Origin of the sequence: Streptomyces sp. DSM 40868 (genome assembly GCF_011820545.1) — a bacterium.
Lineage (GTDB): Bacteria > Actinomycetota > Actinomycetes > Streptomycetales > Streptomycetaceae > Streptomyces > Streptomyces eurythermus.
Genome location: NZ_CP050504.1, coordinates 207,282 through 233,404, shown reverse-complemented (window position 1 = coordinate 233,404; position 26,123 = coordinate 207,282). Strand labels below are relative to the sequence as shown.

Annotated in this window: 22 protein-coding genes and 5 pseudogenes; 7 read left to right on the top strand and 20 right to left on the bottom strand. The window is 70.1% G+C overall.

Going from position 1 to position 26,123, the window contains the following annotated elements:
• Positions 1 to 119: 119 nt before the first annotated feature.
• Positions 120 to 983 (bottom strand): helix-turn-helix domain-containing protein, encoded by an 864-nt coding sequence (locus HB370_RS01045; protein WP_030794817.1) that lies wholly within the window; start codon positions 981 to 983, stop codon positions 120 to 122.
• 148 nt (positions 984 to 1,131) lie between these two features.
• On the opposite strand from HB370_RS01045, the gene HB370_RS01040 reads away from it, so the two are divergent.
• Positions 1,132 to 2,019 carry an alpha/beta hydrolase gene (locus tag HB370_RS01040; RefSeq protein ID WP_030794815.1) on the top strand — a complete coding sequence of 296 codons (888 nt, stop codon included), beginning with the start codon at positions 1,132 to 1,134 and terminating at the stop codon, positions 2,017 to 2,019.
• Between the two features lie 116 nt (positions 2,020 to 2,135).
• Here HB370_RS01040 and HB370_RS01035 read toward each other — a convergent pair whose 3' ends face one another.
• Positions 2,136 to 2,930 carry an SDR family oxidoreductase gene (locus HB370_RS01035; RefSeq protein ID WP_030794812.1) on the bottom strand — a complete coding sequence of 265 codons (795 nt, stop codon included), beginning with the start codon at positions 2,928 to 2,930 and terminating at the stop codon, positions 2,136 to 2,138.
• 79 nt (positions 2,931 to 3,009) lie between these two features.
• Here HB370_RS01035 and HB370_RS01030 point away from each other — a divergent pair, with 79 nt between their 5' ends.
• The 3 genes and pseudogenes from HB370_RS01030 to HB370_RS01020 form a co-directional block, all read left to right on the top strand.
• Positions 3,010 to 3,837 carry a MerR family transcriptional regulator gene (locus HB370_RS01030; RefSeq protein ID WP_030794809.1) on the top strand — a complete coding sequence of 276 codons (828 nt, stop codon included), beginning with the start codon at positions 3,010 to 3,012 and terminating at the stop codon, positions 3,835 to 3,837.
• A gap of 160 nt (positions 3,838 to 3,997) precedes the next feature.
• On the top strand, positions 3,998 to 4,900 hold the full coding sequence (locus HB370_RS01025) for a Ku protein (protein WP_030794806.1): 903 nt from the start codon (positions 3,998 to 4,000) through the stop codon (positions 4,898 to 4,900).
• Between the two features lie 44 nt (positions 4,901 to 4,944).
• Positions 4,945 to 5,256: pseudogene (locus tag HB370_RS01020) on the top strand (relaxase domain-containing protein); the annotation flags it as partial.
• Here HB370_RS01020 and HB370_RS42420 read toward each other — a convergent pair.
• Entirely contained in the window at positions 5,220 to 5,342 is a 123-nt protein-coding gene (locus HB370_RS42420) for a hypothetical protein (RefSeq protein ID WP_280117721.1), read from the bottom strand. The pseudogene HB370_RS01020 and the gene HB370_RS42420 sit on opposite strands and share 37 nt — an antisense overlap.
• Positions 5,343 to 5,407: 65 nt before the next feature.
• Here HB370_RS42420 and HB370_RS01015 point away from each other — a divergent pair, with 65 nt between their 5' ends.
• On the top strand, positions 5,408 to 6,115 hold the full coding sequence (locus HB370_RS01015) for a hypothetical protein (RefSeq protein WP_157855689.1): 708 nt from the start codon (positions 5,408 to 5,410) through the stop codon (positions 6,113 to 6,115).
• Here HB370_RS01015 and HB370_RS01010 read toward each other — a convergent pair.
• The 5 genes and pseudogenes from HB370_RS01010 to HB370_RS00990 all read right to left on the bottom strand — a co-directional run bounded on the left by HB370_RS01010 (position 6,060) and on the right by HB370_RS00990 (position 10,146).
• On the bottom strand, positions 6,060 to 6,455 hold the full coding sequence (locus HB370_RS01010; RefSeq protein WP_157855688.1) for a hypothetical protein: 396 nt from the start codon (positions 6,453 to 6,455) through the stop codon (positions 6,060 to 6,062). The two genes, HB370_RS01015 and HB370_RS01010, sit on opposite strands and share 56 nt — an antisense overlap.
• Before the next feature lie 293 nt (positions 6,456 to 6,748).
• The gene (locus HB370_RS01005) at positions 6,749 to 7,219 is read right to left on the bottom strand and encodes a sigma-70 family RNA polymerase sigma factor (protein ID WP_244405320.1); all 471 of its coding nucleotides are present in this window, start codon (positions 7,217 to 7,219) and stop codon (positions 6,749 to 6,751) included.
• 1,174 nt (positions 7,220 to 8,393) lie between these two features.
• Positions 8,394 to 8,666 (bottom strand): hypothetical protein, encoded by a 273-nt coding sequence (locus HB370_RS01000; protein WP_244406089.1) that lies wholly within the window; start codon positions 8,664 to 8,666, stop codon positions 8,394 to 8,396.
• Positions 8,667 to 8,754: 88 nt separating this feature from the next.
• A pseudogene (locus tag HB370_RS00995) lies at positions 8,755 to 9,063 on the bottom strand (malate synthase A); the annotation flags it as partial.
• A 21-nt stretch (positions 9,064 to 9,084) separates the two neighbouring features.
• On the bottom strand, positions 9,085 to 10,146 hold the full coding sequence (locus HB370_RS00990) for a zinc-binding dehydrogenase (protein ID WP_030794791.1): 1,062 nt from the start codon (positions 10,144 to 10,146) through the stop codon (positions 9,085 to 9,087).
• 252 nt (positions 10,147 to 10,398) lie between these two features.
• Here HB370_RS00990 and HB370_RS00985 point away from each other — a divergent pair, with 252 nt between their 5' ends.
• Entirely contained in the window at positions 10,399 to 13,614 is a 3,216-nt protein-coding gene (locus tag HB370_RS00985) for a cytochrome P450 (protein ID WP_030794788.1), read from the top strand.
• A 65-nt stretch (positions 13,615 to 13,679) separates the two neighbouring features.
• On the opposite strand, the gene HB370_RS00980 is transcribed toward HB370_RS00985, so the two are convergent.
• From HB370_RS00980 to HB370_RS00965, 4 genes and pseudogenes are all read right to left on the bottom strand, one after another.
• A complete protein-coding gene (locus tag HB370_RS00980; RefSeq protein ID WP_030794785.1) occupies positions 13,680 to 14,306 on the bottom strand; it encodes a TetR/AcrR family transcriptional regulator in 627 nt (208 codons plus the stop codon).
• Between the two features lie 7 nt (positions 14,307 to 14,313).
• Positions 14,314 to 14,642, bottom strand: a pseudogene (locus HB370_RS00975) (ATP-binding protein); the annotation flags it as partial.
• 40 nt (positions 14,643 to 14,682) lie between these two features.
• Positions 14,683 to 15,549: a phytanoyl-CoA dioxygenase family protein gene (locus HB370_RS00970; RefSeq protein WP_030794779.1), complete on the bottom strand. Its 867-nt coding sequence runs from the start codon at positions 15,547 to 15,549 to the stop codon at positions 14,683 to 14,685.
• A gap of 395 nt (positions 15,550 to 15,944) precedes the next feature.
• A pseudogene (locus HB370_RS00965) lies at positions 15,945 to 16,124 on the bottom strand (acyl-CoA dehydrogenase family protein); the annotation flags it as partial.
• 81 nt (positions 16,125 to 16,205) lie between these two features.
• On the opposite strand from HB370_RS00965, the gene HB370_RS00960 reads away from it, so the two are divergent.
• On the top strand, positions 16,206 to 16,442 hold the full coding sequence (locus HB370_RS00960; RefSeq protein WP_030795553.1) for a hypothetical protein: 237 nt from the start codon (positions 16,206 to 16,208) through the stop codon (positions 16,440 to 16,442).
• Positions 16,443 to 16,459: 17 nt separating this feature from the next.
• Here HB370_RS00960 and HB370_RS00955 read toward each other — a convergent pair whose 3' ends face one another.
• The 8 genes and pseudogenes from HB370_RS00955 to HB370_RS00920 form a co-directional block, all read right to left on the bottom strand.
• On the bottom strand, positions 16,460 to 17,659 hold the full coding sequence (locus tag HB370_RS00955) for an IS110 family transposase (RefSeq protein WP_167345782.1): 1,200 nt from the start codon (positions 17,657 to 17,659) through the stop codon (positions 16,460 to 16,462).
• A gap of 185 nt (positions 17,660 to 17,844) precedes the next feature.
• A complete protein-coding gene (locus HB370_RS00950) occupies positions 17,845 to 18,297 on the bottom strand; it encodes an acyl-CoA dehydrogenase family protein (protein WP_030794983.1) in 453 nt (150 codons plus the stop codon).
• A 29-nt stretch (positions 18,298 to 18,326) separates the two neighbouring features.
• Positions 18,327 to 18,955, bottom strand: a pseudogene (locus HB370_RS00945) (SDR family NAD(P)-dependent oxidoreductase).
• Positions 18,955 to 20,634: an AMP-binding protein gene (locus tag HB370_RS00940; protein ID WP_030794977.1), complete on the bottom strand. Its 1,680-nt coding sequence runs from the start codon at positions 20,632 to 20,634 to the stop codon at positions 18,955 to 18,957. The pseudogene HB370_RS00945 and the gene HB370_RS00940 overlap by 1 nt, the downstream one beginning before the upstream one ends.
• 42 nt (positions 20,635 to 20,676) lie before the next feature.
• Positions 20,677 to 22,233, bottom strand: a complete 1,557-nt coding sequence (locus HB370_RS00935) for a long-chain fatty acid--CoA ligase (protein ID WP_030794974.1) — start codon at positions 22,231 to 22,233, stop codon at positions 20,677 to 20,679.
• Between the two features lie 101 nt (positions 22,234 to 22,334).
• A complete protein-coding gene (locus HB370_RS00930; RefSeq protein ID WP_030794971.1) occupies positions 22,335 to 23,591 on the bottom strand; it encodes an aminotransferase class III-fold pyridoxal phosphate-dependent enzyme in 1,257 nt (418 codons plus the stop codon).
• A gap of 17 nt (positions 23,592 to 23,608) precedes the next feature.
• Positions 23,609 to 24,724, bottom strand: a complete 1,116-nt coding sequence (locus HB370_RS00925) for a Zn-dependent alcohol dehydrogenase (protein ID WP_030794968.1) — start codon at positions 24,722 to 24,724, stop codon at positions 23,609 to 23,611.
• A 29-nt stretch (positions 24,725 to 24,753) separates the two neighbouring features.
• Complete coding sequence (locus HB370_RS00920; protein ID WP_030794965.1) at positions 24,754 to 26,112, bottom strand: NAD-dependent succinate-semialdehyde dehydrogenase; 1,359 nt, start codon at positions 26,110 to 26,112, stop codon at positions 24,754 to 24,756.
• Between the last annotated feature and the right edge of the window lie 11 nt (positions 26,113 to 26,123).

The window sequence follows — 26,123 nt, the reverse complement described above, 5'->3', positions numbered from 1 at the left end:
AGGCCGGACGGGTACGCGGCGTACTCGGCGCGCGCCTGGACGTCGTCCTCACCGATCGTGGGATGGACGGGTGGTGTGGCTGCTCCTGGAGCATTCCGTCGCAGTGGTGCTCAGGAAGGTCACATGCTCTGGGCCGTACCGCGGGCCAGAGCGGCCAGTCGTTCCGCGTCTGAGGTGCCGGGTTCGGCCGACCAGAGCACGAGTTGCTGTTCTGGGGCACCGGCGTAACGAAAGGTGTCCCAGTCGAGGGTGAGTTCACCGACGGTGGAGTGAGTGATGCGTTTGCTGCCGAAGTCCTGGTGCGCGACGCGGTGCTCGGCCCACCAGGCCCGGAATTGCTGATCGGCAACGGCCAGTTCGCCCACGAGAGCTGTGAGGGCCGGATCCGTCGGATTCGTTCCGGCTTCCATCCGCAGGACCTCGACGCAGGTACGGGCCACGTCCTCCCAATCCGGGTAGACGTCGCGCATCACCGGGTCGGTGAAGACCATGCGGATGTAGTTGCGCTCGGACTCGGGCACGGCCGCGAAGTCGCACAGCAGCTCCGCTGCCAGTGGGTTCCACGCGAGGATGTCGAGCCGTGGGCCGAAGACGATGGCGGGTGTGCTGGTGAGCTGGCCGAGCAGCCGGGTCAGGTGCGGGTGCACGTGGGGGCGAGGGGGCCGACGCGGCGTTTTGCGGTGTCCGGCCCGTGCGGCCTGGGTGACCAGACCTTCCACGTACGCTCTCTGGTCGCGGTCCAGCCGTAGTTCGCGTGCGAGGGCTTCGAGCACCGGCGGTGACGGTGCCAGTCGGCCCTGCTCGATGCGTACGTAGTAGTCGGTGCTGATCGCGGCGAGCTCGGCGACCTCCTCGCGGCGCAGCCCCCGCACACGGCGCTGGGTGTGCGCGCGCTCGGGGAGCCCCACCTGCGCGGGTGTGAGCTCGCCACGGCGGTGCCTGAGGAACTCACCGAGCTCACGAAGATGCGCGGAACCAGTCACCCTTCCAGCATGGCACCGGGGAAAAGGCTCTGCCTGGGAAAGATCTTTCCTAGGAAGCAACACGACCTTCCTGCGCCCGGCCGTCGGCCGGACTGTGGATACAGGCCCGCAGATCGCCGGCCCACCCACGATCCCGCAGGAGCAGAAAATGAGGACTGACGTCCGCTTCCCGACCAACGGCCTGCAGCTCGCCGGCCACCTCTACCTCCCCGACGGCGTCGACGGCCCGCTCGCCGCCATCGTCGTCGGCCACCCCACGACCGGAGTCAAGGAGCAGGCACCGGCGGCGTACGCGACACGCCTGGTCAAGGAAGGATTCGCCGTCCTGACCTTCGACGCCGCCTTCCAGGGCGAATCCGAGGGCATGCCCCGCGGCCTGGAGGACCCCTTCCAGCGCGCCGAGGACTTCCGCGCGGCGGTCTCCTACCTCACCACCCGCCCCGAGATCGATTCCGACCGCATCGGCGTGATGGGCGTGTGCGGCTCCGGTGCCTACGCCCCCTACGCCGCCCAGACCGACCACCGGATGAAGGCCGTGGCCGGCGTGTCCGGGACCGACGTCCCCAGCTTCTTCCGCGGTGCCGACCCCGAGGGCTGGCAGCAGATGGTGGCAAACTCCGGAAACCTCCGCACCGCCGAAGCCGCCGGCGAGCCCGCGGCGACCTTCGCCGTGCTGCCGGAGACGGCCGATGCCGACACCCCCGCACCGACGGCCGAGTTCGTCGACTACTACAAGACGCCCCGCGGCAGGCACCCGCGCTCCACAGGTGACATGGTCGTGCGCAGCGCGGACCTCCTCGACCAGTTCGACTCCTTCGCCGACGTCGCCAAGATCGCGCCTCGCCCGCTGCTCATGATCGCCGGAACCGAGGCAATGACCCGCGGGTTCTCCGAGAAGGCCGTCGCCGACAGTCCCGGCAACGCCGAGCTGTTCCTCGTCGAGGGCGCCACCCACGTCGACCTGTACGACCGCGACCAGTACGTGACCCCTGCCGTCGCCAAGCTGGTCGAGTTCTTCAGCAAGCACCTCGCCTGAGTCGGCACGCCTGGGTGGCCAAGGGACCGGGGGCTGGTCGCAGCCCACTCTCCGATGGCCGCGACCAGCTCGACGGCCTCATAGCGGACGGCAAGCTGACCCGCCCCGGGGTGGGGTTACAGGGTGGGGACGGTGCCGCCGTCGATGGTGTGCTCGGCGCCCGTGATGGCGGCGGCGCGGTCGCAGACGAGGAAGGCGACCAGCTCGGCCACCTCCTCGGGGCGTGCCGGGCGGCCGAGGGGGATGCCACCGAGCGAGGCCAGCACCTGGTCCCAGGCCGCGGCCCGGTCGATGCCCTGCGCGTCGGCGATACGGGCGACGAGTGCCGTGGTGCCCTCCGTCGCGATCGCGCCCGGGGAGACGACGTTGACCCGTACTCCGTGCGGGGCCAGTTCCCGGGCGAGGCCCTTGCTGTACGTGGTCAGCGCGGCCTTGGCGGCGGCGTAGCCGAGTGTGGCGTCGGGCAGGGGCAGCCGGCGCTGGATGGAGGAGACGTGGACGACGGCGCCCCGGCCCGCGTCCCGCATCGCCGGGAGCAGTGCGCGATCGAGGCGTACGGCGGCCAGCAGGTTGAGGGCGAGCTCGTCCTGCCAGTGGGCGTCGGTGAGGGCGGCGAACCCACCGGCCGGCGCGTGCGAGCCGCCGAGCGTGTGCACGACGATATCCGGGGTGCCGAGCCGGTCGCGCACCGCCGAGACCACGGTGTCGACGCCGTCCGGCGTGGTCAGGTCGGCCGTGACGAAGAGCGGGTCGGCCGCTGCGGTCGCGGGCGCCGTGCGGGCCGTCGGGAGCACGGTGGCGCCGGCCGCGCGCAGGCGGGCCGTGATCGCGGCGCCGGTGCCCCGCCCGGCGCCGGTGACGACGGCGAGACGCCCCGCGAGGTCGGGGGAGACGGAAAGGGTGCTGTTCATGTGCCGGAGCGTGCCGCCTCCCGTGGCAGGCGGGTCAAGCGCTGCACTCTCCCCCTGCGGGAGGGTGCACAGTGGGGGCGTGCTGACGATCGGCGAGTTCTCCCAACTGACCCACCTGAGCATCCGTACGCTGCGCCGCTACCACGAGGCCGGGCTGCTGGAGCCCGCGCACGTGGACCCGTCGAGCGGCTACCGGTACTACGACCCCGGCCAGATCCCCAGCGCACAGGTCATCTCCCGGCTGCGGGAACTCGACGTACCGCTCGCCGACGTCCGGCGCATCCTGCTCACCCCGGACCCGACCGTGCGCGCGCACCTGGTGGGCGAGCACCTCCAGCGACTCCAGGACCAGCTGTCGCGGACCCAGGCGGCCGTCGCGTCGCTGCAACGGCTGCTGCGCCCCGAACCGGCCGGCGTCGCCGTCGAACTGCGCCACGCGCCCGCGCGCCACGTGGCCGCGGTGCGGGGCACGGTCACCCACGAGGAGGTGCTGTCCTGGTACGCGGGCGCGATGGCCGAGCTGGACGCCGTCATCGACGCGCCCACGGGCCCCGCGGGCGGCCTCTACGACAACGCGCTGTTCAGCGAGGGCCGCGGGGACGTGCTCGTGTACGTCCCGGTCGCCGCGCCCGTGCCGGACCTGGGGCGCGTCCACGGCACCGAGCTGCCGCCCGCCGAGCTGGCGGTCACCGTGCACCCGGGGTCCCATGACACCATCGACATCACCTACGGCGAGCTGGGCAGGTGGGTCGCCGAGCACGCCCTCGCCGTGGCCGGGCCGGTGCGCGAGACCTATCTCGTGGGCCCGCGCGACACCCCGGCCGCCGAGGAGTGGCGCACCGAGATCGGCTGGCCGGTGTTCCGGGTCGCCAGCGCCGGCCCCGCCCGGGCTGAGTCTCACCCCTGAGCGGTGGGTGCGGCTTGCTGTGCCAGTGTGTCCCGGCCCTGGACACGTTGGGAGGTGTGAGCAGCGCGGCGCGCGCCGCCGACGCCTGCTGAGCGCACGTGCGGGGCCCCGGGCGGGGTCCATAGCCTGGTGGTGCTCGGGGTGAGTGGGAGAGGTTGCCATGCCCCGAACGATCTGGACCGGTGCCATCTCGTTCGGCCTGGTCACGGTGCCGATCAACGTGGTCGGCGCGTCGGTGGACCACAGCATCCACTTCTACCAGTACCACCTGCCCGACCAGGGCCGGGTCCGCTACCGCAAGGTGTGCGAGCTGGAGGGCCGTGAGGTCCCCCAGGACGAGATCGGCAAGGGATACGAGCTGACGAAGACGCAGGTCATCCCGATCACGGACGAGGACCTCGCGAACCTGCCCCTGCCGACCGCGAAGGCGATCGAGATCGACGCGTTCGTCCCGCTGGAGTCGGTCGACCCGATCCGGATCGCCGGGGGCTACTACCTGCAGCCCGCCGGCCAGGTCGCGGCCAAGCCGTACAAGCTGCTGGTCGCAGCCCTCTCCCGGTCGGCGAAGGTGGCCGTCGCGAAGTACGCCTGGTCCGGCCGCGAACGCCTCGGGCTGCTGCGGGTGCGCGACGACGTCCTGGTCCTGCACGCGATGCGCTGGCCCGACGAGATCCGCGACCCCACCGAGCTCCTGCCCCCGCCCACCGAGGTCTGCGAGAAGGAGATCGCCGGCGCGCTCGCCCTGATGGACACCATGACCGTCGACCGGCTGGAAGGCCCCGAGTTCACCGACCGCTACACCGAGGCACTCGCCCGGATCATCGAGGCGAAACGCGAGGACAAGCCGCTGCCCGCGGTGGAGGAGCCGAAGGAGCCGGCCCGGGTGCTGGACCTGATGGCCGCCCTGCAGGAGTCGGTGTCCAAGGCGAAGGTTTCCCGCCGATGTCAGGCCCGCCGACTGCACGAGCTGCCGCAGCCGAAGAAGAAGACGACCGCGAGGAAGCCGCCGGCCAAGCAGGCCGGGGCGAAGAAGACGGCAGGCCGCCGGCCCCGCAGCGCCTGACCCGACGACGCGGCTGATGGAGTCGTGGTCACGGCTGGTCGAGGATGTCTCTGGACACCTACCGCCTCTACCAGAACGTGGTGGCCGCCGGGACGCTCTACACCCCGGCGATGACGACCGAGGTGTGCGAAACCCTGGGGCGGGCGACCGTGCCGCGCGAGGTCACACCGGGCCTGCGTCCGGTCATGGAGATCGCCGCAGTGCCCGAGGACCTCATCAACTGGTCGGCGTCCCGCCGCCAGCGCATCGAGGACCCCCTGGAGGTGCTCACCGACCAGTACGTGAAGGACCACAGGCACCCGCCCGGCGAGTGCGGCCGTCACGGATTGGGCTGGTGGACGGCGCAGGAGACCCGGCCCGCGAAGAAGAAGCCGAAGCCGCTCGCGCAGCTGCTCGCATGGTGGCGCGCCTCCGCGATCCTCCGCTTCGGCCAGCAGCTCATCGAGACCCTCCTGGACAGGTGCCGGGCCGAGGGGGGCGGCGATCCGGGCGCGGGTGGATCCCACCGTGGACGTGACGCTCGCCGCCGTCGACGTCGCCGCGGTCGTCTTCACCGTGCGAGAGAAGTTCTCCCGGCGCCACATCCTGGCCGAAGCGCGCCGCCACCTGCTGGAGACGCTGCGCGGCCGCGAGTTCACCCGCGGCCTGGGCGACTACATCGCCCGCCGGGCCCTGCTCCGGTACTCCCGCCGTCACACGGTCACACAGCCCGGCCGGGAAGCGCCGGCGGCGGACCGGATGACCTACACCGCCGACTTTCCGGTGCCGCACCGGTGGTGGATCGCCCCCGCCGAAGGCACGCCGCCACGGGAGTCCAGCCGCTGCGAGCGGGCCCGTCTCGCCAGCCTTGCCGTGCAGAACGCGATCCGCGACGCCCGCATCCGAGCCGACACCGCTACCGCCAACGAGGCGACGACCTCGGCCGTCTCCGCGCCCGCCGATCACCGCGACCTCGAGGGCGAGACGGCGTCCGCTCCCCACACCGTCGACCACCCCGGTCGGGCCGCCGCCCTGACCCCGGTGCAGCGGGCCGCCGCCGTCCAGGCCCACCAGCAGGCCGTGATGCCCGAGGAGTACCTGGAGGGCCGCACGACCGACCCGGCGACATGGCTGCGCACACCCTCATCGGACAATCCGTGGCCAGTTTGGCGCGTTCATGTCAGTTCCAGGGCTGCGGGCAGGTCGTCCGCCCCGCGTCGTCCAGCGCCGCAATGATCGCCGAGCGGTACTGGGTCAGCTGCCCGCCCTCGAAGGTGTCCGCCGCTTGGTCCGCCTTCCGGGGCAGGACGACCAGGACACGCGTCCGCTCCTCGATCGGTGGCCGGTCCTGGGCCACGCCGGGATCCACCACATCCATGGTGATCTTGTGGTCACCTCGCGGTGGTTTGATCCACTCCTCGACGTCGAGGCCGACTTCAAGCCGTCCCTTGCCGCTGGGAGCGACCTCGGTGACATCGCCGACGACAACGGTACGGGCGCAGGCGATCCATTCGAGCAGCGTCTGCCCCTGCCCGCCCTCGGCCGCCGCGGTCGACCGTGTGCCGGGTGAAGCCACGCCGTCTCCGGGAGCCTCTCCGGAGAGCAGGCCGGAGAGGGCCACGGTGACGGCCACGGCGGCGCACGCGGCGACCGCTGTAGCCCACACAGCGGCTGTACGGAGCCGCCGACGCGGATCCGGCCGCCGTGGTACCAGAGCCTCGGGCACCGCGTCCCCGGGCCTGTCGGTTCGCCCGGCCTCTTCACCGATCATTCTCAGAGCGAGGCGTACAGCTTGCTCGGCCTCGTCCGCTCCCGCTCGCGACCCGGCCGGAGCCTCCTCATGGGCCCGCTCGTCTGGTCCGTCCATCGTCACAGCACCTCCACGTCCCTCAGGCGCCGGCCGAGCGCGGCCACGGCGCTGTGCAGTCGGCTCTTTACGGTCCCCTCGGGAATGCCGAGACGGTCCGCGATGTCCCGCGCGGTCAGATCGGCGAAATACCGTAGCGCGAGGATCTGGCGCTGCGCCGGGGGCACCCGCTCCAGTTCCTCCGCCACGACCGGGGCCAGCAGCCGCGAATCTTCGGACTGGCCTGGGGGCGGCCGGTCCTCCCAGCGAGCTGCGAGCCGGTCCCGTAACGAGGCATCTCGGGCACGGCCGCGGTGCCAGTCGACCGCGATCCGCGAGGAGACGACGGTCAACCAGGCCTGCAGATTGTCTATCCTCGCCCCGGCTTCCAGCAGCTTCATCCGGACCTGCTGAACCCCGTCCTCCATCTCGCCCCAGGGGACTCCGCCGAGGACGAGCATGGCACGTACCAGTTCGATGTCAGACGGATCCAAGAGTGGACCGTCCGCTGCGAATCTTCGTGGTGTGGTCACCAGCCGGCGTTCCCCTCCAGTCCCTCATACGACGGAGAAGGAACTCAAAACGTTCGCCTCAGAGTCGATTTTTTTCTGTCGGGAGCTTGGAGGTCCCCTTTCGCCTGGCCCCGACGCCCCGCCGCGAACTGACGGTTAATCAGAGGCTCGGTGCCGCAAGCACACCCAGGTCCTCCGGCGCGCATCGGAGCGGCCGCCACTCCCGCACGTTCCACCCGATGCGACCACGGAGGGTGACGGCGCATCGGATGCGGAGCACTCGATGCACCCCCCTTGACCAGGTGTGCCGCCGAATTCCACCCGGCCCATCAAGTGGAAAGCAACCCTTGTCCACCTACGAGTTTCCGAGCGATCTTCGACGTTTCCCCTTGACACCTTCCGCTACCGCCACGGAGGTGACCCGCACCGGGCCCTTGATGCCCGGTGCGGGAGGGGAGATCTCTCCCTCCCGGCGCACCGCGCACCGCCGGGGCGGCCTGCCTCGCCAGCGTGGCGAGCGGGGAGCGCCGGCCTTTCTTCGCCAGAGGGTTCGTGACCGTTGTCTTGGATGATGTGAGATCCGCGCGGCAACGCATCGAGGTAACGCCTGATGCCGGGGTCGAGGCGGAGCTTGTCCCGGGTGCCCGGGAACGCGCGCACGGCTTCGAGGAGTTCCCGCTCGGGCCGACCAGTGATCTTGACATCGATCACGTTCAGGAGGTCGGTCCACTTCGTCCGGGAAAGGGGACGCTGTAAATCCTCCACCACCACGCCGTACCGCATCCTGCACACCCCCGTGTGATCGACTTGGGCAGCAGCGTATGGAGAAAACGACGACCGCGTTCCGGCCTATGGATAGCCCGGATCGGGCCAGCGGGAACCAGCGCGGCCAGGGCGTCGTCGTCTCCAGGGTGGCAGTCAGCGCAAGACCTGATATTGAGTCAGTTCTGATGGTGTAGGCGACCAGTGGGCTGCTGGGTGGGTGCGTCACGCTGGCTCCGGCCGTGTGGGTGCGGGACGCGCGGGGCCGCCGCACCACGTGGGTGGTGCGGCGGCCCCTTGGCGACCGAGGTTTCGATGGTCCGGTTCCTCGGGCCCCCGGTTCTCCCGGGGTCCGCTCGGATGTCTCTTCAAGGGCGGGCGTCCCGGACGGTTCTCAGCGCGTTCCTCGCATGTGACCGAACCATGACGGATCGTCCATCGTGCCCTCGTCCTCGTGCCACTGCGGAGGCGCCGATACGACGAAGCTCCGCAGGCCATCGCCCAGGACGAACAGACGCCCGGGCTTGACCTCCACCCCGTAGTCCAAACCGGTCTTCTCGCATTCCTCGTCGTCGGCCCGGCGGATGACCAGACCGTCGTATTGGGGGCGGAGGAGCATGAGGTCGACGTTGGCGAAGTGGATGTCGATCCGGGTCTCCGGCGGCATGTCCCGGCTGCTGCGCAGCAGCAGCCTGCGGTGACCGACGGAGTACTGCCAGACCTTGAAGTACCTGTCCGATCGGAACAGCTCTGGGGTCGAACACCTCGCGGCACACTGGGACGAGCCCCGGGTGGGCGACCCACGCGCCGTCGAAGCCGTCCTCGGCCTCATGTTCCTTGTCCAGGCGGACCTTGGCGAGCGCGGCCTCGTTCTCGGCCGGTTCCCTAGCGGGGACCTGAGCGGCCATGCCGCCGATGGCGTGGGCGCCGCGCTTGTGGCCCGTGCGGACGAGGAGTTCGGTGTACGCGCGCAGGAAAGGGGCGGTCATCGTGACCTTCGCGCGGTCGGGGAGGAGGAAGTCGGTGCGGTGGCCGAAGGTCTTGATGATGCTGAAGAGGTAGTCCACGGCCACCGCCCTTCGTGCTCAGGGGGTGAGCACGAGACGGATCGGGTCTCCGATCTTCTTCTCCAGCCGGGCGACGGCGTCTGCGGCTTCCGCCAGCGGGACGTGGGCGCTGACGGAGGGGCCGAGGTCGATCCGTCCGGCGGCGGCCAGTCCGACGAGCTGTTCCACGTGCTCAGGCTCGGAGCCGTAGTGTCCGCGGATCTGCTGGACGTTGAAGCAGAAGCCGATGCTGTCGGCGATCGCGACCGGCTCCGGGGTGAGTCCGGCGAGGACGAGCGAACCGAAGGGGCCGAGGGTCGACGCGGCCTGGGCACGGGCGGCACCCACGCCGGCGAAGTCGAACGCGACGTCGAGGCCGCGCCCGGCCGTCGCCTCCCGCACCGCCTCCGCGAAGCCGGGGGCGAGGGGGTCGAGGGCGACGTCCGCGCCGAAGAGGAGGGCCCGCTCGCGGGCCGAGGGCAGCGGGTCGATCGCGAGGATCGGGGCCGCGCCGACCATACGGGCGAGCCGCACGGCGTGGGCGCCGAGGCCGCCCGCGCCCCAGATGCCGACCGACTGGGCGGGGCGGACCGCGCCGGTGCCCACGATCGCGGCGTACGGGGTGGAGACCGCGTCGGGGATGATCGCGGCCTGGTCGAAGGGCAGGCCGTCCGGGATGGGCAGCAGCGTGTGCTCGCGGGCGATCGTGTACTGCGCCCAGCCGCCGTCGTAGTCGAGGCCGCGGGTGAGCGGCCGGTGGCACATCATCCGTCGCAGGCAGCCGGGGCAGTCGCCGCAGGCCTCGCCGGCCTGGAGGACCACGCGCTGTCCGGGCGTCCAGTCGCCCTTCACGTCCGGGCCGAGGGTGTGGACGACTCCGGCGACCTCGTGGCCGAGGGTGACGGCGCCCGCCTTCGTGACGGCGTCGGTGGGGAAGAAGGGGCTCAGGCTGCCGTCGATCAGATGGATGTCGGACAGGCAGACGCCGGCGGCCCGCACCTCCACGAGGACCTCGCCGGGGCCGGGGACAGGGATCGGGACCTCTTCGACGGCGAAGGTACGGGTGTCCAGGCGCAGCCGCCCGGCCAGCATGGTGTTCATGCGGAGACCTCGATGTGCTCGGTGGAAGAAGCGCGTGCATAGCTCAGGCGCTCGACATGGTCGAGTGACCATGTCGTCCAACCGTGTCTATTGACCAGGTCGCCTGTCAAGCCGATCCCGCCGGACGTTCGCGGGGTACTCCGAGTTCCGCCCGATGGCTGTGTCATTCGATACAGTCATTCGACATGTTCACTCGACAAAGTCGTATGTATGTTGGCTGGTGACTGCTGGAGTGCAACGAAAGGCACGCTCATGACTCAGGTGTCCGTAGGCGCGGCGCGGGCGATCCCCGAGCGCCCCCCGCTGCCCCTCGTAGGCCACGCGTTCAACGTTCCGGCGGGCGCGGACTTCCTGGCCTACCTGCTGAAGGAGTTCAGGGAACTCGGGCCCGTGTACCGGCTGCGGCTCTTCGGGAGGGATACCGTCATGGTCGGCGGTCTGGACCTCGTGACCGAACTGTCGGACGAGACTCGCTTCCGCAAGCACGTCCACGCCGACCTGGTCGAGGTCCGGGCTCTGGCCGGGGACGGTCTGTTCACCGCCTACAACCACGAACCGAACTGGCGTAAGGCCCACGACATCCTGATGCCCGCGTTCTCGCTCGGCGCGATGCGCAGCTACCACGACCCGATGCTCAAGGTCGCCCGTTCGCTGATCGACAAGTGGGACCGGCTGGCCGGAGTGGAGTCGGTGGACGTGCCCGACGAGATGACCCGGCTGACCTTCGACACGATCGGCCTGTGCGGCTTCGGCTACGACTTCCAGTCCTTCCGCCGCGACGACCTGCACCCGTTCGTCGAGGCGATGGCCCGCGCCCTCGTCTTCGCCCAGGAGAAGGGCGAGTCCATCCCGGGCTCCGAACTGTTCAAGAGGAAGAAGGTCGAGCAGTTCCGCGCGGACGTCGACCTGATGACGGACCTCGTCGACGACGTGATCAGGGAGCGCCGCGCCTCCGGCGACACCAGCACGGACGACCTGATGGGGCTGATGCTGCACACGAAGGACCCCGTCACCGGCGAGCCGCTGGACGACGTCAACATCCGGCACCAGGTGATCACCTTCCTGATCGCCGGCCACGAGACTACGAGCAGCGCGCTCTCGTTCGCCCTGTACTACCTGACCAAGCATCCGGAGGTCCTCGCCCGGGCCCAGGCCGAGGTGGACGCTCTGTGGGGCGACACCGACTCCCCGGATCCCCAGTACGGCGACATCGGCAAGCTCACCTACATCCGCCAGGTGCTCAACGAGAGCCTGCGGCTGTGGCCGACGGCGCCCGCGTACGCCGTCGAGCCGATCGAGGACACCGTCATCGGCGGCAAGTACCCCGTACGCAAGGGCGAGTCGCTGATGGTGATCGCCTCGGCCCTGCACCGCGACTCGGCCTGGGGGGAGAACGTCGAGCTGTTCGACCCCGAGCGCTTCACTCCCGAGCGGGAGGCGGCCCGCTCGGTCCACGCTTTCAAGCCGTTCGGCAACGGCGAGCGGGCCTGCATCGGACGCCAGTTCGCGCTGCACGAGGCCACCCTGCTGCTCGGCCTGCTGGTACACCGCTATCGGCTGATCGACCACACCGACTACCAGATGAAGATCAAGTCGACCTTGACCATCAAGCCCGACGGGTTCAGCCTGAGGCTCGCCCGCCGCACCAGCGACGAACGGCGCCTGCCCGCCGCAGCGGCGGCGGACCCCGCCGCGGGCCGGACCGCGACCGTGACGCGCCGGGCGAGCGGCACCGCGCTGACGCTGCTCCACGGCTCCAACCTCGGCACCTGCGCCGGCATCGCCCGCGACCTCGGCACGGACGGCGAGGAGCACGGCTTCGCCCCGATCGTCGCCCCCCTCGACGCGTACACGGAGAGGCTGGCCGGTTCCAAGGGTCCGGTCGTCATCGTCGCCGCCTCCTACAACGGTCGCCCGACCGACGACGCCGCCGAGTTCGTCGCCTCCCTGGAGAACCTCGCCCCCGGCTCGCTCACCGGGATGCGGTACGCCGTCCTCGGTGTCGGCGACCGCAACTGGGCCGCCACCTATCAGCGGATCCCCACCCTGATCGACGAGCGTCTGACCGCCGCCGGTGCCGTCCCGCTCCTGGAGCGCGGCAGCGCCGACGCCTCCGGCGACTTCGGCGGAGCGGTCGACCAGTGGACGGAAGACCTGTGGAAGGCGCTCCTGGACGAGTACGGCGAGGCGGTCGCCGGTGAAGCGGCCGCCCCCGCACCCGATACGGAAGGGGAAGGGCTGTACGAGCTGGAGGACACCTCGGAGTCGGTCCTCGGCGGTCTCGCCGAGCGCCACGGCGTCCAGCCGATGGAGGTCCTCGAAGCGTACGAACTCGTCGACACCGACCACGAACTGGGCCGCTCCAAGCGGTTCCTGCGACTGCGGCTGCCCGAGGGCGTCACTTATCGCACCGCCGACCACCTGGCCGTCCTGCCCAGTAACCCCGAGGCCCTCGTCCGGCGCGTCGCCGATCGTTTCGGCCTCGACCTGGACCGCACCGTCCGGCTGCGCGCCCGCCGCCGGAGCCGGAACGCCCTGCCCGTGGACCGGCCGCTGACCCTGCGCCGCCTGCTCACCGACTTCGTCGAGCTCCAGGACGCGGCCGCCCAGGAGCAGGTCGCCGTGCTCGCCGAGCACACCGCCTGCCCGCCCGAGAAGCAGCCGCTCACCGCGCTTGCCACCGCCGATCCCGAGACCTTCCGGGAGCAGGTGACCGTCGCGGGCCTCAGCGTCCTGGACCTCCTGGAGCGCTACCGCGCGTGCGAGCTGCCCTTCGAGCGCTTCCTGGAGCTGCTGCCGGTATTGCGGCCCCGGCACTACTCGATCTCGTCGTCCGCCGCGGCCCGGCCCGGCGAGGCCGACCTGATGGTGTCGCTGCTCGCAGCGCCCCACAGGGCGGGCGAGGGCACCTTCCGGGGCATCGCCTCCCACTTCCTGCAGACCGTGAATGCGGGCGACGTGATCCAGGCCCGGGTCCTGCCATGCAGCGAGTCCTTCCGCCTCCCCGAGGACACCTCCGTACCGGTGATCCTGGTCAGCGCGGGCACCGGACTCGCGCCCTTCCGCGGAGCCGTCCTGGACCGCCACCACACGGGCTCGACCGGTACCCTGCTCTGCTACTTCGGCTGCGACCACCCCGACGTGGACTTCCTGCACCGGGAGGAGTTCGAGGCGGCCGAGGCGGACGGCGCCGTCAGCATGCGCCCCACCTTCATGCACGCGCCCGAGAACGGAGCCCGTTTCGTCCAGGAGCGCATCGCCCGCGAGAGCGAGGAGGTGTGGGCGGTCCTGGAGGCCGGCGGACGCGTCTACGTCTGCGGCGACGGCCGTCGCATGGCACCCGCCGTACGGGAAGCGTTCATGGCGGTCTACCGCGAGCGGACCGGTGCGAGCGATGAGCAGGCCGTGGCATGGCTCGCCGCGCTCGTAGGGTCCGGACGCTACGTCGAGGACGTCTGGGCCGGCTGATTCCCCCGCAGAAACGGTGGTGGGCGCACCTACCCGGGTGCGCCCACCACCGTTCTCGCGTCGTGTCAGGCCGTCGGTACGTCAGGCAGGTCGAGGTCCCCCTTGGCCAGCGCCACGGTCGCGCCCACGAGCGCCCTGAGCCCCGTCCGCTCGGTGGCCTCGTCCGGCAGGCACTGGAGGACCTGCATGGTGAGTCCGTCGAAGCCGGAAAGGAAGAACCGGGCCACCGTCTCCGGGGACTCGGCCAGTTCCTGCCCTGCCCTCTCGGCCGTCTCCGTGATCACCTGTGCGGTCACCTCTACGACCCGCCGGTAGTGGCTCTGCCGGGCCTCGTTGAGGCCGGGCACGCGCAGGGCGAACATGGTCAGCTCGCTGAGCAACTGGTGGTGCGACGTCGGCTCGCGCAAGGTGCCCCACAGGGCACCCGCTAGGGCGCTGAAGGTGTCCTCGAAGCCCGCGTCCTCCGGCGCCGCCCGCCGCACCTGGGCGACCAGCTCGTCGGTGATCTGGTCCATGACCGCGCGGTAGAGGTCCTCCTTCGTCCCGAAGGTGTAGTGGACGGTGGCCTGCGCGACACCGAGCTCCGCGGCGATGGCACGGGTACTCCCCGCGGCGACGCCCTCCCGGGTCATGAGGTCGATGGCCGCCTTGATCAACTGGGGGCGGCGCTCCGCCGCGGAAACGTGAGCCATGCGTCCACTATATCGACTTAGTCGATCGATCAAGTCGGCCCCGGAGCAGGCGTTGCATCACTTCGGCGGTCGACGTGCTGTGTGCGGGGAGGGCCTGCTCGGCCCAGATGACCTTTCCCTCGCGACCGTGTCGCGTACCCAGCGCTCGGCGCACTGCGCCACGAGGAGCAGGCCGCGGACGCCTACGTCGTAGATCCGGGCGCAGCGCAGATGCGGGGCGGTGCTGCTGGCGTCGGAGACCTCGCAGGTGAGCGTCGACTGGAGGATCAGTCGGAGCTGGACGGGAGCCCTGCCGTAGCGGATCGCGTTCGTCACCCGTTCGCGGACCACCAGCTCCTCCACGGACGGCTGTGGCGGCCTCTGATCGACTCGGACCTCAGAGACCGAGGTGGTCGCCGAGGTCGGCGTAGTCGACCTGCCACAGGCCGGGGGAGCCCGTGGGGTACTGGGAGCGGAAGCCGAGCATGCGCTGGACACGCGGCGAGAGCGTCTTGACGAGCTCCCTGTCGACCAGGAAGGGGTATGCCTCCTCGCCGGTGAGGAAGCCCGCGTTGAACGTGAAGGCGAGGCCCCGCCGGTACTCGTCGCCGGTCTGGTTCGCCCCGCCGCCGTGCGCGGTCTTGCCGCTGATGAGAAGGACGTCTCCGGCGTTCATGACCGCGGGAATCGTTTGCTCCGGAGCCCCGCGGTCCTCGAAGTCGCTCCAGTGGTTGCTTCCGGGGATGACGCGGGTGGCGCCGTTCTCCTCCGTGAAGTCGGTCAGGGCGACCAGGAAGTTGATGGTGACCTCCGGGCCGTCGGGCCCCATGCTGATGAAGGGGAACCAGTTCTCCAGGTCACGGTGGAGCATCTGCGCCTTGTTGCCGGGGCCGATCTCGATCACCTGTGCGGTGGTCATCCAGTACGTGCCCGACTCCTGGAGGAAGACCAGGTCGCTGATCTCGTGGACCAGGGGATGGTCGATGACCTCGCTGCGAAACGTGGCGCTGTGCGTCACCAGATTCGTGAGGCGCTTGGTGTTGCTGCCGTGGAACGCGGCCACGATTTCGTCCTCGTGGGTGGACCCCGGGGCGAGCGCCCGCAGCGGCTGCTCGATCTCGGCGTTGAAGCGGGCGATCTGCTCCCGCGTCAGAAAGTTCTTGATGATGACGCCGCCGTCACGGGTCACGATCTCGAGGATCTCCTCCGTTGGCGTGTCGTTCGCCACGGACGTCAGGGTCTGGGCCTTCTCCTGTGTCGTCATGTGTGTCCTCTTCCTCGATCTGGGGACTCCCGCGCGGCGTCCTCGCGAGGGGCAGGTGGGTACGGTGGTCATGGCGTTTCCGCGTTGTTCCTGTGGTGGTGGTCTCACTGTCGCCAGCCAGTACCGCGGGTGAGAACGACAGCGGGCACCTCCTTCGCCCGGGCCCGGTGCACGATGCACGGTCCGGTCGGGGGAACGGCGGAGCTATCCGCTCACGACGTCCTCGTCGGAGTCGATGCGCGCTCCAGGGGAGCTACGTGCAGGAGTGGGTCCCGGCGCTGTGTGCCGGGGGTGTGTGGTTCGCTCCCAGGGACGCGCGCTGCCGAGCCATCCGAGGAGGAAAGCTGCCGGGACGGAGACCAGCCCGGGGGTGTGGAGCGGGAACAGGTTGAAGTCACCAGGAACATGGTGGCTCCCTCGGGGGCGCCGTCCATGGCCGGGGTCCGCGCCATGACGATGCAGAACGCGGCGCCGACGGCGCCGCTGGTGAACCGTTTGCGACCGTCGATGATCCAGCCGCCGTCGGCGCGCACTGCCGTGGTCCGCAGCCCGGCCGGGTCGGATCCCGCTCCGGGGGGTGCCCCTATCTGTTTGGTCAAGGTCGAGGACCAGTAGGTTCGTGTGGTCGAGGGCGGGGCCGAGCCGTAGGGGTGTGCATGGGGGATAGCCAGGTCACGATCAAGCTCACGAGTGACGAGGCGCTGGTGCTGTCGGACTGGCTGGAGAAGCTCCAGATGACGGACCTGAGCCGGGTTGTCGACGATCCGGCGGTCTGGGCGCCGATCCATCGCATCGCCGGGACGCTGGACAAGTCCCTTCCTGGGCTGTTCGCGCCTGACTATGACCAGCAACTTGAGGCCGCTCGCCGACGGCTTCGGCCGGAGGAGGACTGATCGATGAGTCTGAACCGTCACCTGGCTCCTGCGGGTTGGGGTTCGTAGAAGGTTGCGTCGCGGAGCATCGCGAAGAGAACGTCGGCCCGACGTCTCGCGAGGCAGAGCAGGGCCTGGGTGTGGTGCTTGCCCTGGGCGATCTTCTTGTCGTAGTAGGCCCGGGAGGCCGGGTCGCCCAGGGCGGCGAACGCGGAGAGGAAGAAGGCCCTTTTGAGCTGCTTGTTTCCTCTCCTGGAGGGCTGTTCGCCGCGGATCGATGAGCCCGAGCTCCTCGTGGCCGGGGCGAGTCCGGCGTAAGCCGCGAGGTGGCCGGCGGTCGGGAACGTGCTGCCGTCGCCGACCTCGATCAGGATCCTGGCTCCCGTCCTGACGCCGACTCCCGGCATCGACGTCAGGACTTTCGAAAGAGGGTGGGCCTCCAGCAGTTCCTCGATCCGCCCGGCCAGTAGTTTCCGCTGGTCAAGGACGGTAGCGAGCGATCCGGCCAGGCTCGGGACGATCAGCGCGGCCGCCTCGGTCCCCGGAACGGTGACGGTCTGCTCGTCCAGAGCGGCGAAGATCTCCTCGACCAGCCGCTCGGCCATCCGCGGTGCCTTCGGCCGCAGCAGCGTGACCAGCCGCCGCCGTCCGGCCTTGCGTATCTGGGCCGGTGACCCGAACCGCTCCAGCAACGTGAGGACAGCCGGGTGCTGCAACCTCGGCCCCAGAACCCGTTCCAGCGACGGATGGACCTGGGTCAGCAGACCGTGCAGCCGGTTCGCGACCCTAGTGGCTTCGCCGGCCAGGTCGTCGTCGAACCCGACGATCATCTCCAGCTCGGCGATCGTCTCGTCCTCGCCGTCGATCGCCCGCAGCGTGTGCGGCATCGCCCGGGCGGCGTCGGCGATGATGAACGCGTCCTTCGCGTCCGTCTTCGCCTCGCCCGGGTAGAGGTCGGCGATCCGCCGCATCGTCAGCCCCGGCAGATAGGCGACCGGACAGCCCATGTCCCTCGCGACCGCCAGCGGCAGGGCGCCGATCGAGGCCGGCTGATCGACCACGACCAGCACCGTCCCGTGCTTGGCCTGCAGCTTGGCGAACAGCTCGCGGAGCTTGGGCTCGGTGTTGGGCAACCGCTTGTCGAACGCCTTCTTGCCGGCCCGGGTGACGGCGGTGGCGTGGTGTTCGCCCTTGCCGACGTCCAGGCCGAGGAAGACGTCGATGTCGCCGGTGTCGATCACGTGCAGGCCCCTCCATCACGCTTTCGTCCGGCCTTGCCAGGGCACCGAGCTGCCACATCCACGTTACGGAGAGCTCTTCCGGCCCGGGTGAAGCCGGTGCTCAAGCCCCTCATCAGCGGTCCGTCGATGCCTCCGGACCCGGTGACACCACCCCCCGGATCATGAACAACAAGGGGGGGAAGTCATGCCGGACCCGAAGGCCGGAGGCCCCATTGCGGAGCCATGAAAACGGTAACGGGGGGGGCGGTCATGCCGAAACAGGGCCGGACGTCCCCCGCCGCCAGAGGCGCTAAATACCGCTTCTTCTGCTCCTCGGTGGCGAGGAGGTTGAGCATGTGCATGTTCCCCTCGTCGGGAGCCATGCAGTTGAGTGCGGCGGGACCGATCGGCGAGTAGCCGGCCTCCTGGAGGATCGGCGACCAGCGCTCGATGGGCAGGCCCTGCCCGCCGTACTCCTTCGGCACGAGCGGAGCGAAGACGCCTGCCTCCTTCGCCGCGGCCTGCAGCCGGTCGCGGGTGGCCTGGTCGAGACGTTCGCCCGGTACTGGCTCCGCGTCGACGACGACCTCGCGGATGAACCGGCGCGTGCGCTCACGCAGCTCCGCGATCTCCGGCGGAAGGTGAGGGTAAGTCATTGCTGTCCTTCGTGAGGTGGGCGAGGTCGTTAAGCGGTGCCGCCGGTGACCGTGAGGCCGCCGTCGACGGTGAGCACGCGGCCGGTGACCCAGGAGGAGTCCTCCGAGGCCAGGAACAGGGAAGCCGAGGTGGCCGACGGCTACCCAAACGCCACGGCGGAGGCGATGTCGGACGGCACGCCCAGACGTCGCAGGGGGTGACGGAGGAGAGGTTCACGACCGTGCCGCGGCGTTCGGTGAAGCCGAGCTTCAGGTGCGCCACGGCATCCTGCACCCAGGCGAGGGTGGCGAGGACGTTGACCTCAAGGACCTTGCGGGCTACGTCGAGGTCCAGGCCGACGACGGGACCGTACGCCGGATTGATGCCCGCGTTGTTCACGAGGACGTCCAGCCCACCGAACTCGCGCGCGACGGTGTCGAAGACCTCGCGGCGGTGCTCGGGGTCGTCCGCCTTGCCCGCGACGGTGATGACGCTGCCCTCGGGGAGAGCGGCGGCAGCCTCTGCGAGAGGCCCGGGCTTGCGCGCCGTGATGCACACGCGCGTCCCTCCGGCGACGAGCCGCTCGGCTATCGCGAGGCCGATGCCCCGGCTCGCTCCCGTCACGACGGCAACACGGCCTGAGAAGCGGCCGTGGCCGTGTCCTTCTCGCTCATGGATCAGTCCTTCGAAGGGGAAGCCGGCTCCGGGCCGTCGAGCCCGCGGAGCTCGGCGCGCCGGATCTTGCCGCTCTGCGTCTTGGGCAGGTCGGCGAGGAAGTGGATCGTGCGCGGACACTTGTAGGCGGCAAGTCGCTCGCGGGAGAAGCCGATCAGTTCGTCCGCCGTGGTGTTCAGACCCGCCTTGAGCGAGACGTAGGCGACGACGGTCTCGCCGCGGTAGGCATCCGGCGCCCCGACGACAGCCGCCTCGAGCACCGACGGGTGCTCGTACAGGACGTCCTCGACCTCGCGCGGCCAGACCTTGTACCCGGACACGTTGATCTGATCCTTGAGCCGGTCCACCAGGTAGACCCAGCCCTCCTCGTCGATCACCGCGACGTCACCGGTACGCAACCGGCCCTCCGGCATCGTCCGGCGGGTGGCCTCGGGCTTGCCCCAGTACCCGGGCACCACCTGCGGCCCGCTCAGTTCGAGTTCGCCCTGCTCCCCGCTGGGCACCGGTTCGCCGTGCAGGTCCACGACGCGTGCCGTGAGGTGCGGCAGGGGCCTGCCTATGGACAGCGTGCCGCTCGGCGGATGCACCGGCGCCCGCTCGCCCGGCGGCACGGCGATGACAGCGGACGTCGTCTCGGTCATCCCGTAGCCGTTGTGGAGGTAGACGCGGAACCGTTCCCGGAACCGCTCGACGGTCGCCGGCGGGATCGGCGCGCCGCCCGAGTACAGGGCCTTCGCCGACGCGAAGTGCTCCGGTCCGGCCTGCGGCAGCTCGTAGATCGCGTTGTACGCCGTGATGGAGCCGATCGTGTAGGTCACCCCGTGCTCGGCGAAGGCATCCAGGGCGACCTCGGGGTGGAACCGGCCCGCCAGGACAAGCGTGGTGTCGGTGAGCAGGGAGATCGTCGCGTTGACCACCGCCCCGGTGATGTGGAACAGCGGGGCCATGGCGAACACGACGTCCCCGTCACCCACACCCATCCACGACGCGCAGGTCGACACCACGCTCAGGACGTTGCCGTGGGTGTTCATGGCACCCTTCGGCGGCCCCGTCGTTCCCGAGGTGTACGTCAGAAACGCGATGTCGTCGCGGGTCAGCTTCACGGGCGAGGGGCTGCGGCCCTCGAACTCACGGATCAGCGCCATCAGGTCACCGTCCGGTGCGGGGGCCAGGCGTTCCGTCGTCGCGAAGACCCGTGGATCGTTCCTCGACTGGCAGTCCAGCCCCGAAGTGCTGATCAGCCATCGCACCGTGCTCCCCGCCAGCGCGCCGAGCGTCTCGTGGACGTCCGTGTCCGCGCAGACGACCCCGACCGCCCCCGAGTCGTCGATGATCCGGCGGAGCTCCTGGCGCCGGTACATCGGGTTGAGTCCCAGGGCCGTCGCCCCCAGCTTCCAGAGAGCCAGCAGCACCAGCGTGTATTGCGGAACGTTCTGCAGGTACACCCCGACGCGATCACCCCGGCCGGTTCCGCGCGCCTCGAACGCGGCGGCCAGGGCGTCGGACGCCACGTCCACCTCCCGCGCGGACAGAGCACCGTCGAAGAAGCGGAGCGTCGTGCCCTCCGGGTTCTTCGCCACGCGTGCCTTCCAGGCGGCCACGAGTGAGCCGGGAACCTTGTCCGTCCCCGTACCGGACCCGTTGGGGAACGTGTCCCGCAGCCGACCTTCATCCACTGTCATCTGCCGCCCTTCCCGCCCATGTCCATGCGTTTGGCGCGCCGGTCACGTGAGTTCGCGCTTGAGGATCTTTCCGGTGGACGTCATCGGCAGGCTCTGCACGATCTCCACGATGCGCGGGTACTTGTAGGCGGCCATCTGCTCCCTGCCCCAGGCGATCAGCTCGTCGGGACGGGCCTCGGCGCCGCGGTCGAGGATGACGAACGCCTTGATCTCCTCGCCGTGGCTCTCGTGCGGCACGCCGACGACCGCGGCCAGGCTGACCGCCGGGTGCGTCACCAGGACCTCCTCTATCTCCCGCGGGTACACGTTGAAGCCACCGCGGATGATCAGGTCCTTCGCCCGGTCGACGATGTAGTAGAAGCCGTCCTTGTCCCTGCGGGCCAGGTCGCCGGTGCGGAACCAACCGTCCCGGATCGCTTCCGCGGTGGCCTCGGGGCGGCCGTGGTAGCCCTTCATGACGTTGTGGCCCTTGACCGCGATCTCCCCGATGGCACTGCCCGTGCCGTCGTCCTCGACCTCCGACCAGTCCGAGTTGACGAGCTTGACCTCTACCCCCCAGATCGGCACGCCGATCGACCCGGGCCGGGGCTCCCGCGCCGGATCGCCGAAGGTCACCACCGGCGAGGTCTCGGAGAGGCCGTAGCCCTCCAGGACCTGGACGCCCAGTCGTTCCCTGACCTGCTTGATGAGTTCCGCGGGGAGCGCGGCGCCGCCGGAGACGCCGACGCGCAGGTTTCTCGCGATCCTCTCGACGTCGACGTCGTCGGTGAGCGCCTGCAACAGGCCCCACCACATGGTGGGGACACCCGCGAAGAAGGTGATGTCCTGCTGCTGCATCAGGGACACCGCCTGCCGGGCGTCGAACCGTGGCAGCAGCACCAGCGTGCTCGCCGTCGAGAAGCCGGCGTTCAACTGCACGGTTGCGCCGAAGGAGTGGAACAGTGGCAGCACGACCAGATGGGTGTCCTGGGCCGGCCGGTTCTCCAGCAGCCGGTTGACCGCGAGGGCGTTGAGCACCAGGTTGGCGTGGCTGAGTTCGGCGCCCTTCGCCTGCCCCGTCGTACCGCTCGTGTAGAGCAGCACGGCCGGGTCGTCCCCCGACGTCCGGATGCTGTCGAACGTCGCCGCGGTTCCCCGCAACGCGGTGCCCATGGTCTCGACGCCTTCGATCGGACTCTCCGCCGCGGGGTCGGCGGTGATGAGGAAGAAGTGCTCGCAGGCAGGGGTCTGGCTGAACCCGGCGTGCCCCTCCGCCCCCATCGGCAGGCCCTCGCCGCCTTCGAAGCAGAAGTACGCCTTCGCCTCCGAGTCGGCGAGGTGGTAGGCGACCTCCCGGCCCTTGAGCAGGATGTTGAGGGGGACGACGACGGCGCCGGCCTTGAGGATTCCGTGGTAGACGATCGGGAACCAGGGCACGTTCGGACAACTGAGCGCGACCTTGTCGCCCGGCCAGATGCCGCGGTCCACGAGGAGGTTGGCGACCTGATTGGCGGCGGCGTCGGTCTGGGCGTAGGTGAGACGCGACGAACCGAGGACGACCGCGTCCCGGTCCGGGTGCGTGCGGGCGGAGTCCTCGAGCAGGACCGAGAGGTTCAGCATGGTGCCATTTCCGGAAAGGTGGACCGGGCCAGGCCGCGGGGGAACAGAACACGCGGCCTGGCTCGGAGCGGGTGGGGGTAACGCGTGATTCGATGCGGGTGTCACAACTTCCGCAGGAGCCGGTCGAGGGCCTCGGCCGTCGCCTCGACGTCGGCGGTGGTGTGCGCCGTGCTGAGGAAGACCTTGCCGGACGGCATGAACAGGAAGCCCTGCCGCAGCATCCCTTCGAGGATCACCGCCCAGAGCCCACTCGTTCCGTGAAGCCCCGTGGCGCCACCGGCGGGGACGTACTGGAGGAGCGAGCCGACCCGGTTGAAGCCTCCGAAGTCGGGCGATGAACCGAGAACGGCGCCGACGAGGGCTTCGAACTCGGACGAGGTCCGTTCGAGTTGCTCGTAGACCGCGGGATCGGCCAGGGCGCGCATCGTCGCCGCGACGGCCGCCAGTGCGATCGGGTTGGCGTTGAAGGTCCCGGCGTGAACGACGCCGGACGTTACCTGATCGACCAGCTCCGCTCTGCCGACGACGGCGCTCTGGGTGAAACCGCCGGCCATCGCCTTTCCGAAGACGGACAGGTCGGGCAGCACGCCGTACTTCTCGGCCGCCCCGCCCCGGGCTATCCGGAATCCGGCGATCACCTCGTCGAAGACGAGGACGACGCCGTGCCGGTCGCAGAGGGTCCGCAGCGTCGACAGGAACTGCGGTGTGGGTGCTTCGACGCCGGCGTTGCTCATCACCGGGTCGACGAGCACGGCCGCGATGTCGCGCTCGACGGCCTCGCTCAGCAGGCGCTCGGCCAGCCGCACGTCGTTGAAGCGCGCCACGACCAGGTCGTCGAGGACGCTGGCCGACTGTCCCGCCCCACCGGGGGTGGCGGGGCGATCGCAGTCGTCCTCGGACATGCCGGCGTACACGGTATCGTGCCAGCCGTGGTAGCTCTTGGCGAACTTGAGGACGCGGCGCCGCCCGGTGGCGGCGCGCGCGAGGCGCAGCGCCACCTGCACCGCCTCGGTCCCCGTGTTGCTCCACAGCAGTCGCTCGCCGTGCGGCACGGCCTCGAGGACCGCTTCCGCCGCGAGGTACTCGAGCGGGTGGCCGGTGCCGACGACCTGCATCTTCGTCGCGACTTCGGACACCGCTGACAGCACGCGCGGGTCACTGTGACCGAGGACGAGCGGCCCCCAGGCCATCACGTAGTCGACGTACCGGTCGCCGTCCAGGTCCCAGACGTGTGCGCCCCGCGCCTCGCGCACGAAGAGCGGATGGGGTGGCATCGCGGCGCGCAGGCCCGATCCCACACCCCCGCCGACGCTGCGGCGGGCTCGCTCGAAGGCCGAGCGTGATGATGCCAGGGCCATGAGATCGCCCCTGCCTTTCAGTACGTGATCACCGAGCGGATGCCGATGCCGCGCTTCATCTGGTCGAACGCCTCGTTGACGTCCTTCAGACCGATCACGCTCGTCACCAGGGAGTCGAGATCGATGCGGTGGTTCATGTAGTGGTCGATCAGCAGCGGGAAGTCGGAAGTCGGCTTGCTGGAGCCGTAGTTCGAGCCGATGAGCGAGAGTTCCTGATCGGACATGACGAAGGGATCGATGGAGACCTTCAGGCCGTCCGCCACCTGCCCGGCGACCACCGCCGTGCCGCCCCGGGCCAGGACCTCGTAGGCCGCCTCGATGGTGCGGGGCAGTCCGATGGCCTCGATGGCGATCTCCACACCGCGCCCGTCGGTGAGCTGCCGCACCCGGTCCGCGAAATCATCGCGGCCGTTGTTGATCAGGTCGGTCGCCCCGAAGACGCGCGCCTGCTCCAGCTTCTCGTCGGAGATGTCCGCGGCGATGATCTTCCGCGCGCCGGCGAGCCGGGCACCCTGGATCGCGTTCAGGCCGACGCCGCCGCAGCCGAGGACCAGTACGGTGTCGCTCGGCCGCACGTTGGCGGTGTTGACGGCCGCGCCGACACCGGTCGTGACGGCGCATCCGACCAGAGCCGCCTGCGGGAACGGGGCGTCGTCCCGGACGGCGATCGCACCCGACTCGGGCACGAGGGCGTACTCGCCGAACGTTCCGAGGCCCGCGAAGCTGAGGACGTCGTCCCCGCCGGCGGACGTGATCCGGGACCGGCCGTCGAACGACAGGTGGTTCGCCGAGTGCTCGCTCACCATGTCACAGAGGACGGGCCTGCCGCTGATGCAGTAGCGGCAGCGGCGACACGAGGGCGTCCAGGACAGCACGACGTGGTCGCCCTTCTTGAGCGTCGTGACGCCCTCGCCGACGCTCTCGACGATCCCGGCTCCCTCATGGCCGAGGATCATCGGCGTAGGAACCTCCCATTCGCCCAGGAGGACGTGGAGGTCGCTGTGGCACACCCCGCTCGCCTGGAGCCGCACGAGCACCTCGCCGGGCGGAGGCGTCGAGGGGATCGTCACTCGCTCGATGGTCAGCGGTTCGTTCGGCGTCCTGAAGACGGCGGCGTCGAACTCGATCGTCATGAAAGTCTTCCTTCCGTGTTTTGGGGCGGTCACGTCCGAGCGGTGCGGATGAGCTTCTTGTTGGCGAACTCGTCGATGCCCGCCCGTCCCAGCTCGCGGCCGAAACCGGACAACTTGACGCCACCGAAGGGAAGTTCCGCGCCATCGAGGCCGACGCCGTTGATGAAGACCATGCCGGCCTCGATCCTGTCGGCGACGCGCAGCGCCTGCTCGGCGTCCGTCGTGAACACGTAGGAGCCCAGCCCGTAGGGGGTGTCGTTCGCCAGCTCGACGGCCTCGTCCTCGGAACCGACCCGGTAGACGGTCGCGACGGGACCGAAGAGCTCCTCGGCGGCCGACGGCGACGCCGGGGAGAGGCCCGTCAGCACGCCGGGCGGGAAGTACGCCCCCTCGCGCTGCCGTGCGGAGACGAAGGTCGCCCCCTCGTCGACGGCTCGCCCGACCTGCTCCTCGACGTACTCGGCGGCGGCGACCGAGGAGAGCGGCGCCAGTCCGTCGGTCAGCGCGAGCACCTTCTCGGTGAACTTGTCGAGGAAGGCGTCGTAGACGTCATCGGCGACGATGAAGCGCTTCCCGGCGTTGCACGCCTGCCCGGCGTTCTCGAACCGCGCCTCGACCGCCGCCTGGACCGTGGCGTCGAGGTCGTCGGTCGAGAGCACGATGAACGGGTCCGAGCCGCCCAGTTCGAGCACCACCTTCTTGAGGCTGCGCCCGGCCTTCTCGGCGACCTCCGCGCCGGCCCGCTCCGAACCGGTGAAGGAGACGCCCTGCACGCGGGGGTCCGCGATGGCGCGACCGATCTGCTCGCCGGTGGCGCGGACGTTGACGTAGCAGCCCTGGGGGAAGCCGGCGTCCGTGAACAGTTGCTGGAGAGCCGCGGACGACTCCGGACACTGCGACGCGTGCTTGAGCACGATGGTGTTGCCCAGGGCGAGGTTGGGTGCGGCGAACCGGGCCACCTGGTAGTACGGGTAGTTCCAGGGCATGATCCCCAGCAGCACGCCGACCGGCTGGCGGCGGACGAAGGCGGTGCCCTCTCCCTCCAGGAGCTCGATCGGTTCGTCGGTGAGGAACTTCTCCGCGTTCTCGGCGTAGTACCGGTAGATCGAGGCGCTGAAGTCGACCTCCCCGACGGCCTCCTCCACCGGCTTGCCCATCTCCCGGTGGATGATCTCGGCGAGCTGCCGGCTGCGCTCGCCGTGCAGGGTGGCGACGGTGTGCAACAGCTGGGCGCGCTGTTCCACGGAGGTCTGCCTCGACCAGTGCGCGTAGGCCTCAGCCGCCGCGTCGAGCGCCGCGTCGACGGTCTCGTCCGTCGCGGTGGGGTACTCCTTGACCAGCTTGCCGCTGGCGGGATCCACCACCGCGTACATGTGCCGCTTCACCATGCTGACTCCTT

Coding starts and splice junctions, on each gene's coding strand:
- HB370_RS00980 (WP_030794785.1), bottom strand. CDS start 14,306: ATGGCTCACGTTTCCGCGGCGGAGCGCCGCCCCCAGTTGATCAAGGCG.
- HB370_RS00960 (WP_030795553.1), top strand. CDS start 16,206: ATGGGGGATAGCCAGGTCACGATCAAGCTCACGAGTGACGAGGCGCTG.
- HB370_RS01035 (WP_030794812.1), bottom strand. CDS start 2,930: ATGAACAGCACCCTTTCCGTCTCCCCCGACCTCGCGGGGCGTCTCGCC.
- HB370_RS01025 (WP_030794806.1), top strand. CDS start 3,998: ATGCCCCGAACGATCTGGACCGGTGCCATCTCGTTCGGCCTGGTCACG.
- HB370_RS00935 (WP_030794974.1), bottom strand. CDS start 22,233: ATGCTGAACCTCTCGGTCCTGCTCGAGGACTCCGCCCGCACGCACCCG.
- HB370_RS00925 (WP_030794968.1), bottom strand. CDS start 24,724: ATGACGATCGAGTTCGACGCCGCCGTCTTCAGGACGCCGAACGAACCG.
- HB370_RS00950 (WP_030794983.1), bottom strand. CDS start 18,297: ATGACTTACCCTCACCTTCCGCCGGAGATCGCGGAGCTGCGTGAGCGC.
- HB370_RS00985 (WP_030794788.1), top strand. CDS start 10,399: ATGACTCAGGTGTCCGTAGGCGCGGCGCGGGCGATCCCCGAGCGCCCC.
- HB370_RS01000 (WP_244406089.1), bottom strand. CDS start 8,666: ATGCCGCCGGAGACCCGGATCGACATCCACTTCGCCAACGTCGACCTC.
- HB370_RS00990 (WP_030794791.1), bottom strand. CDS start 10,146: ATGAACACCATGCTGGCCGGGCGGCTGCGCCTGGACACCCGTACCTTC.
- HB370_RS42420 (WP_280117721.1), bottom strand. CDS start 5,342: ATGAGCTGCTGGCCGAAGCGGAGGATCGCGGAGGCGCGCCACCATGCG.
- HB370_RS00920 (WP_030794965.1), bottom strand. CDS start 26,112: ATGGTGAAGCGGCACATGTACGCGGTGGTGGATCCCGCCAGCGGCAAG.
- HB370_RS00970 (WP_030794779.1), bottom strand. CDS start 15,549: ATGACGACACAGGAGAAGGCCCAGACCCTGACGTCCGTGGCGAACGAC.
- HB370_RS00940 (WP_030794977.1), bottom strand. CDS start 20,634: ATGACAGTGGATGAAGGTCGGCTGCGGGACACGTTCCCCAACGGGTCC.
- HB370_RS00930 (WP_030794971.1), bottom strand. CDS start 23,591: ATGGCCCTGGCATCATCACGCTCGGCCTTCGAGCGAGCCCGCCGCAGC.
- HB370_RS01040 (WP_030794815.1), top strand. CDS start 1,132: ATGAGGACTGACGTCCGCTTCCCGACCAACGGCCTGCAGCTCGCCGGC.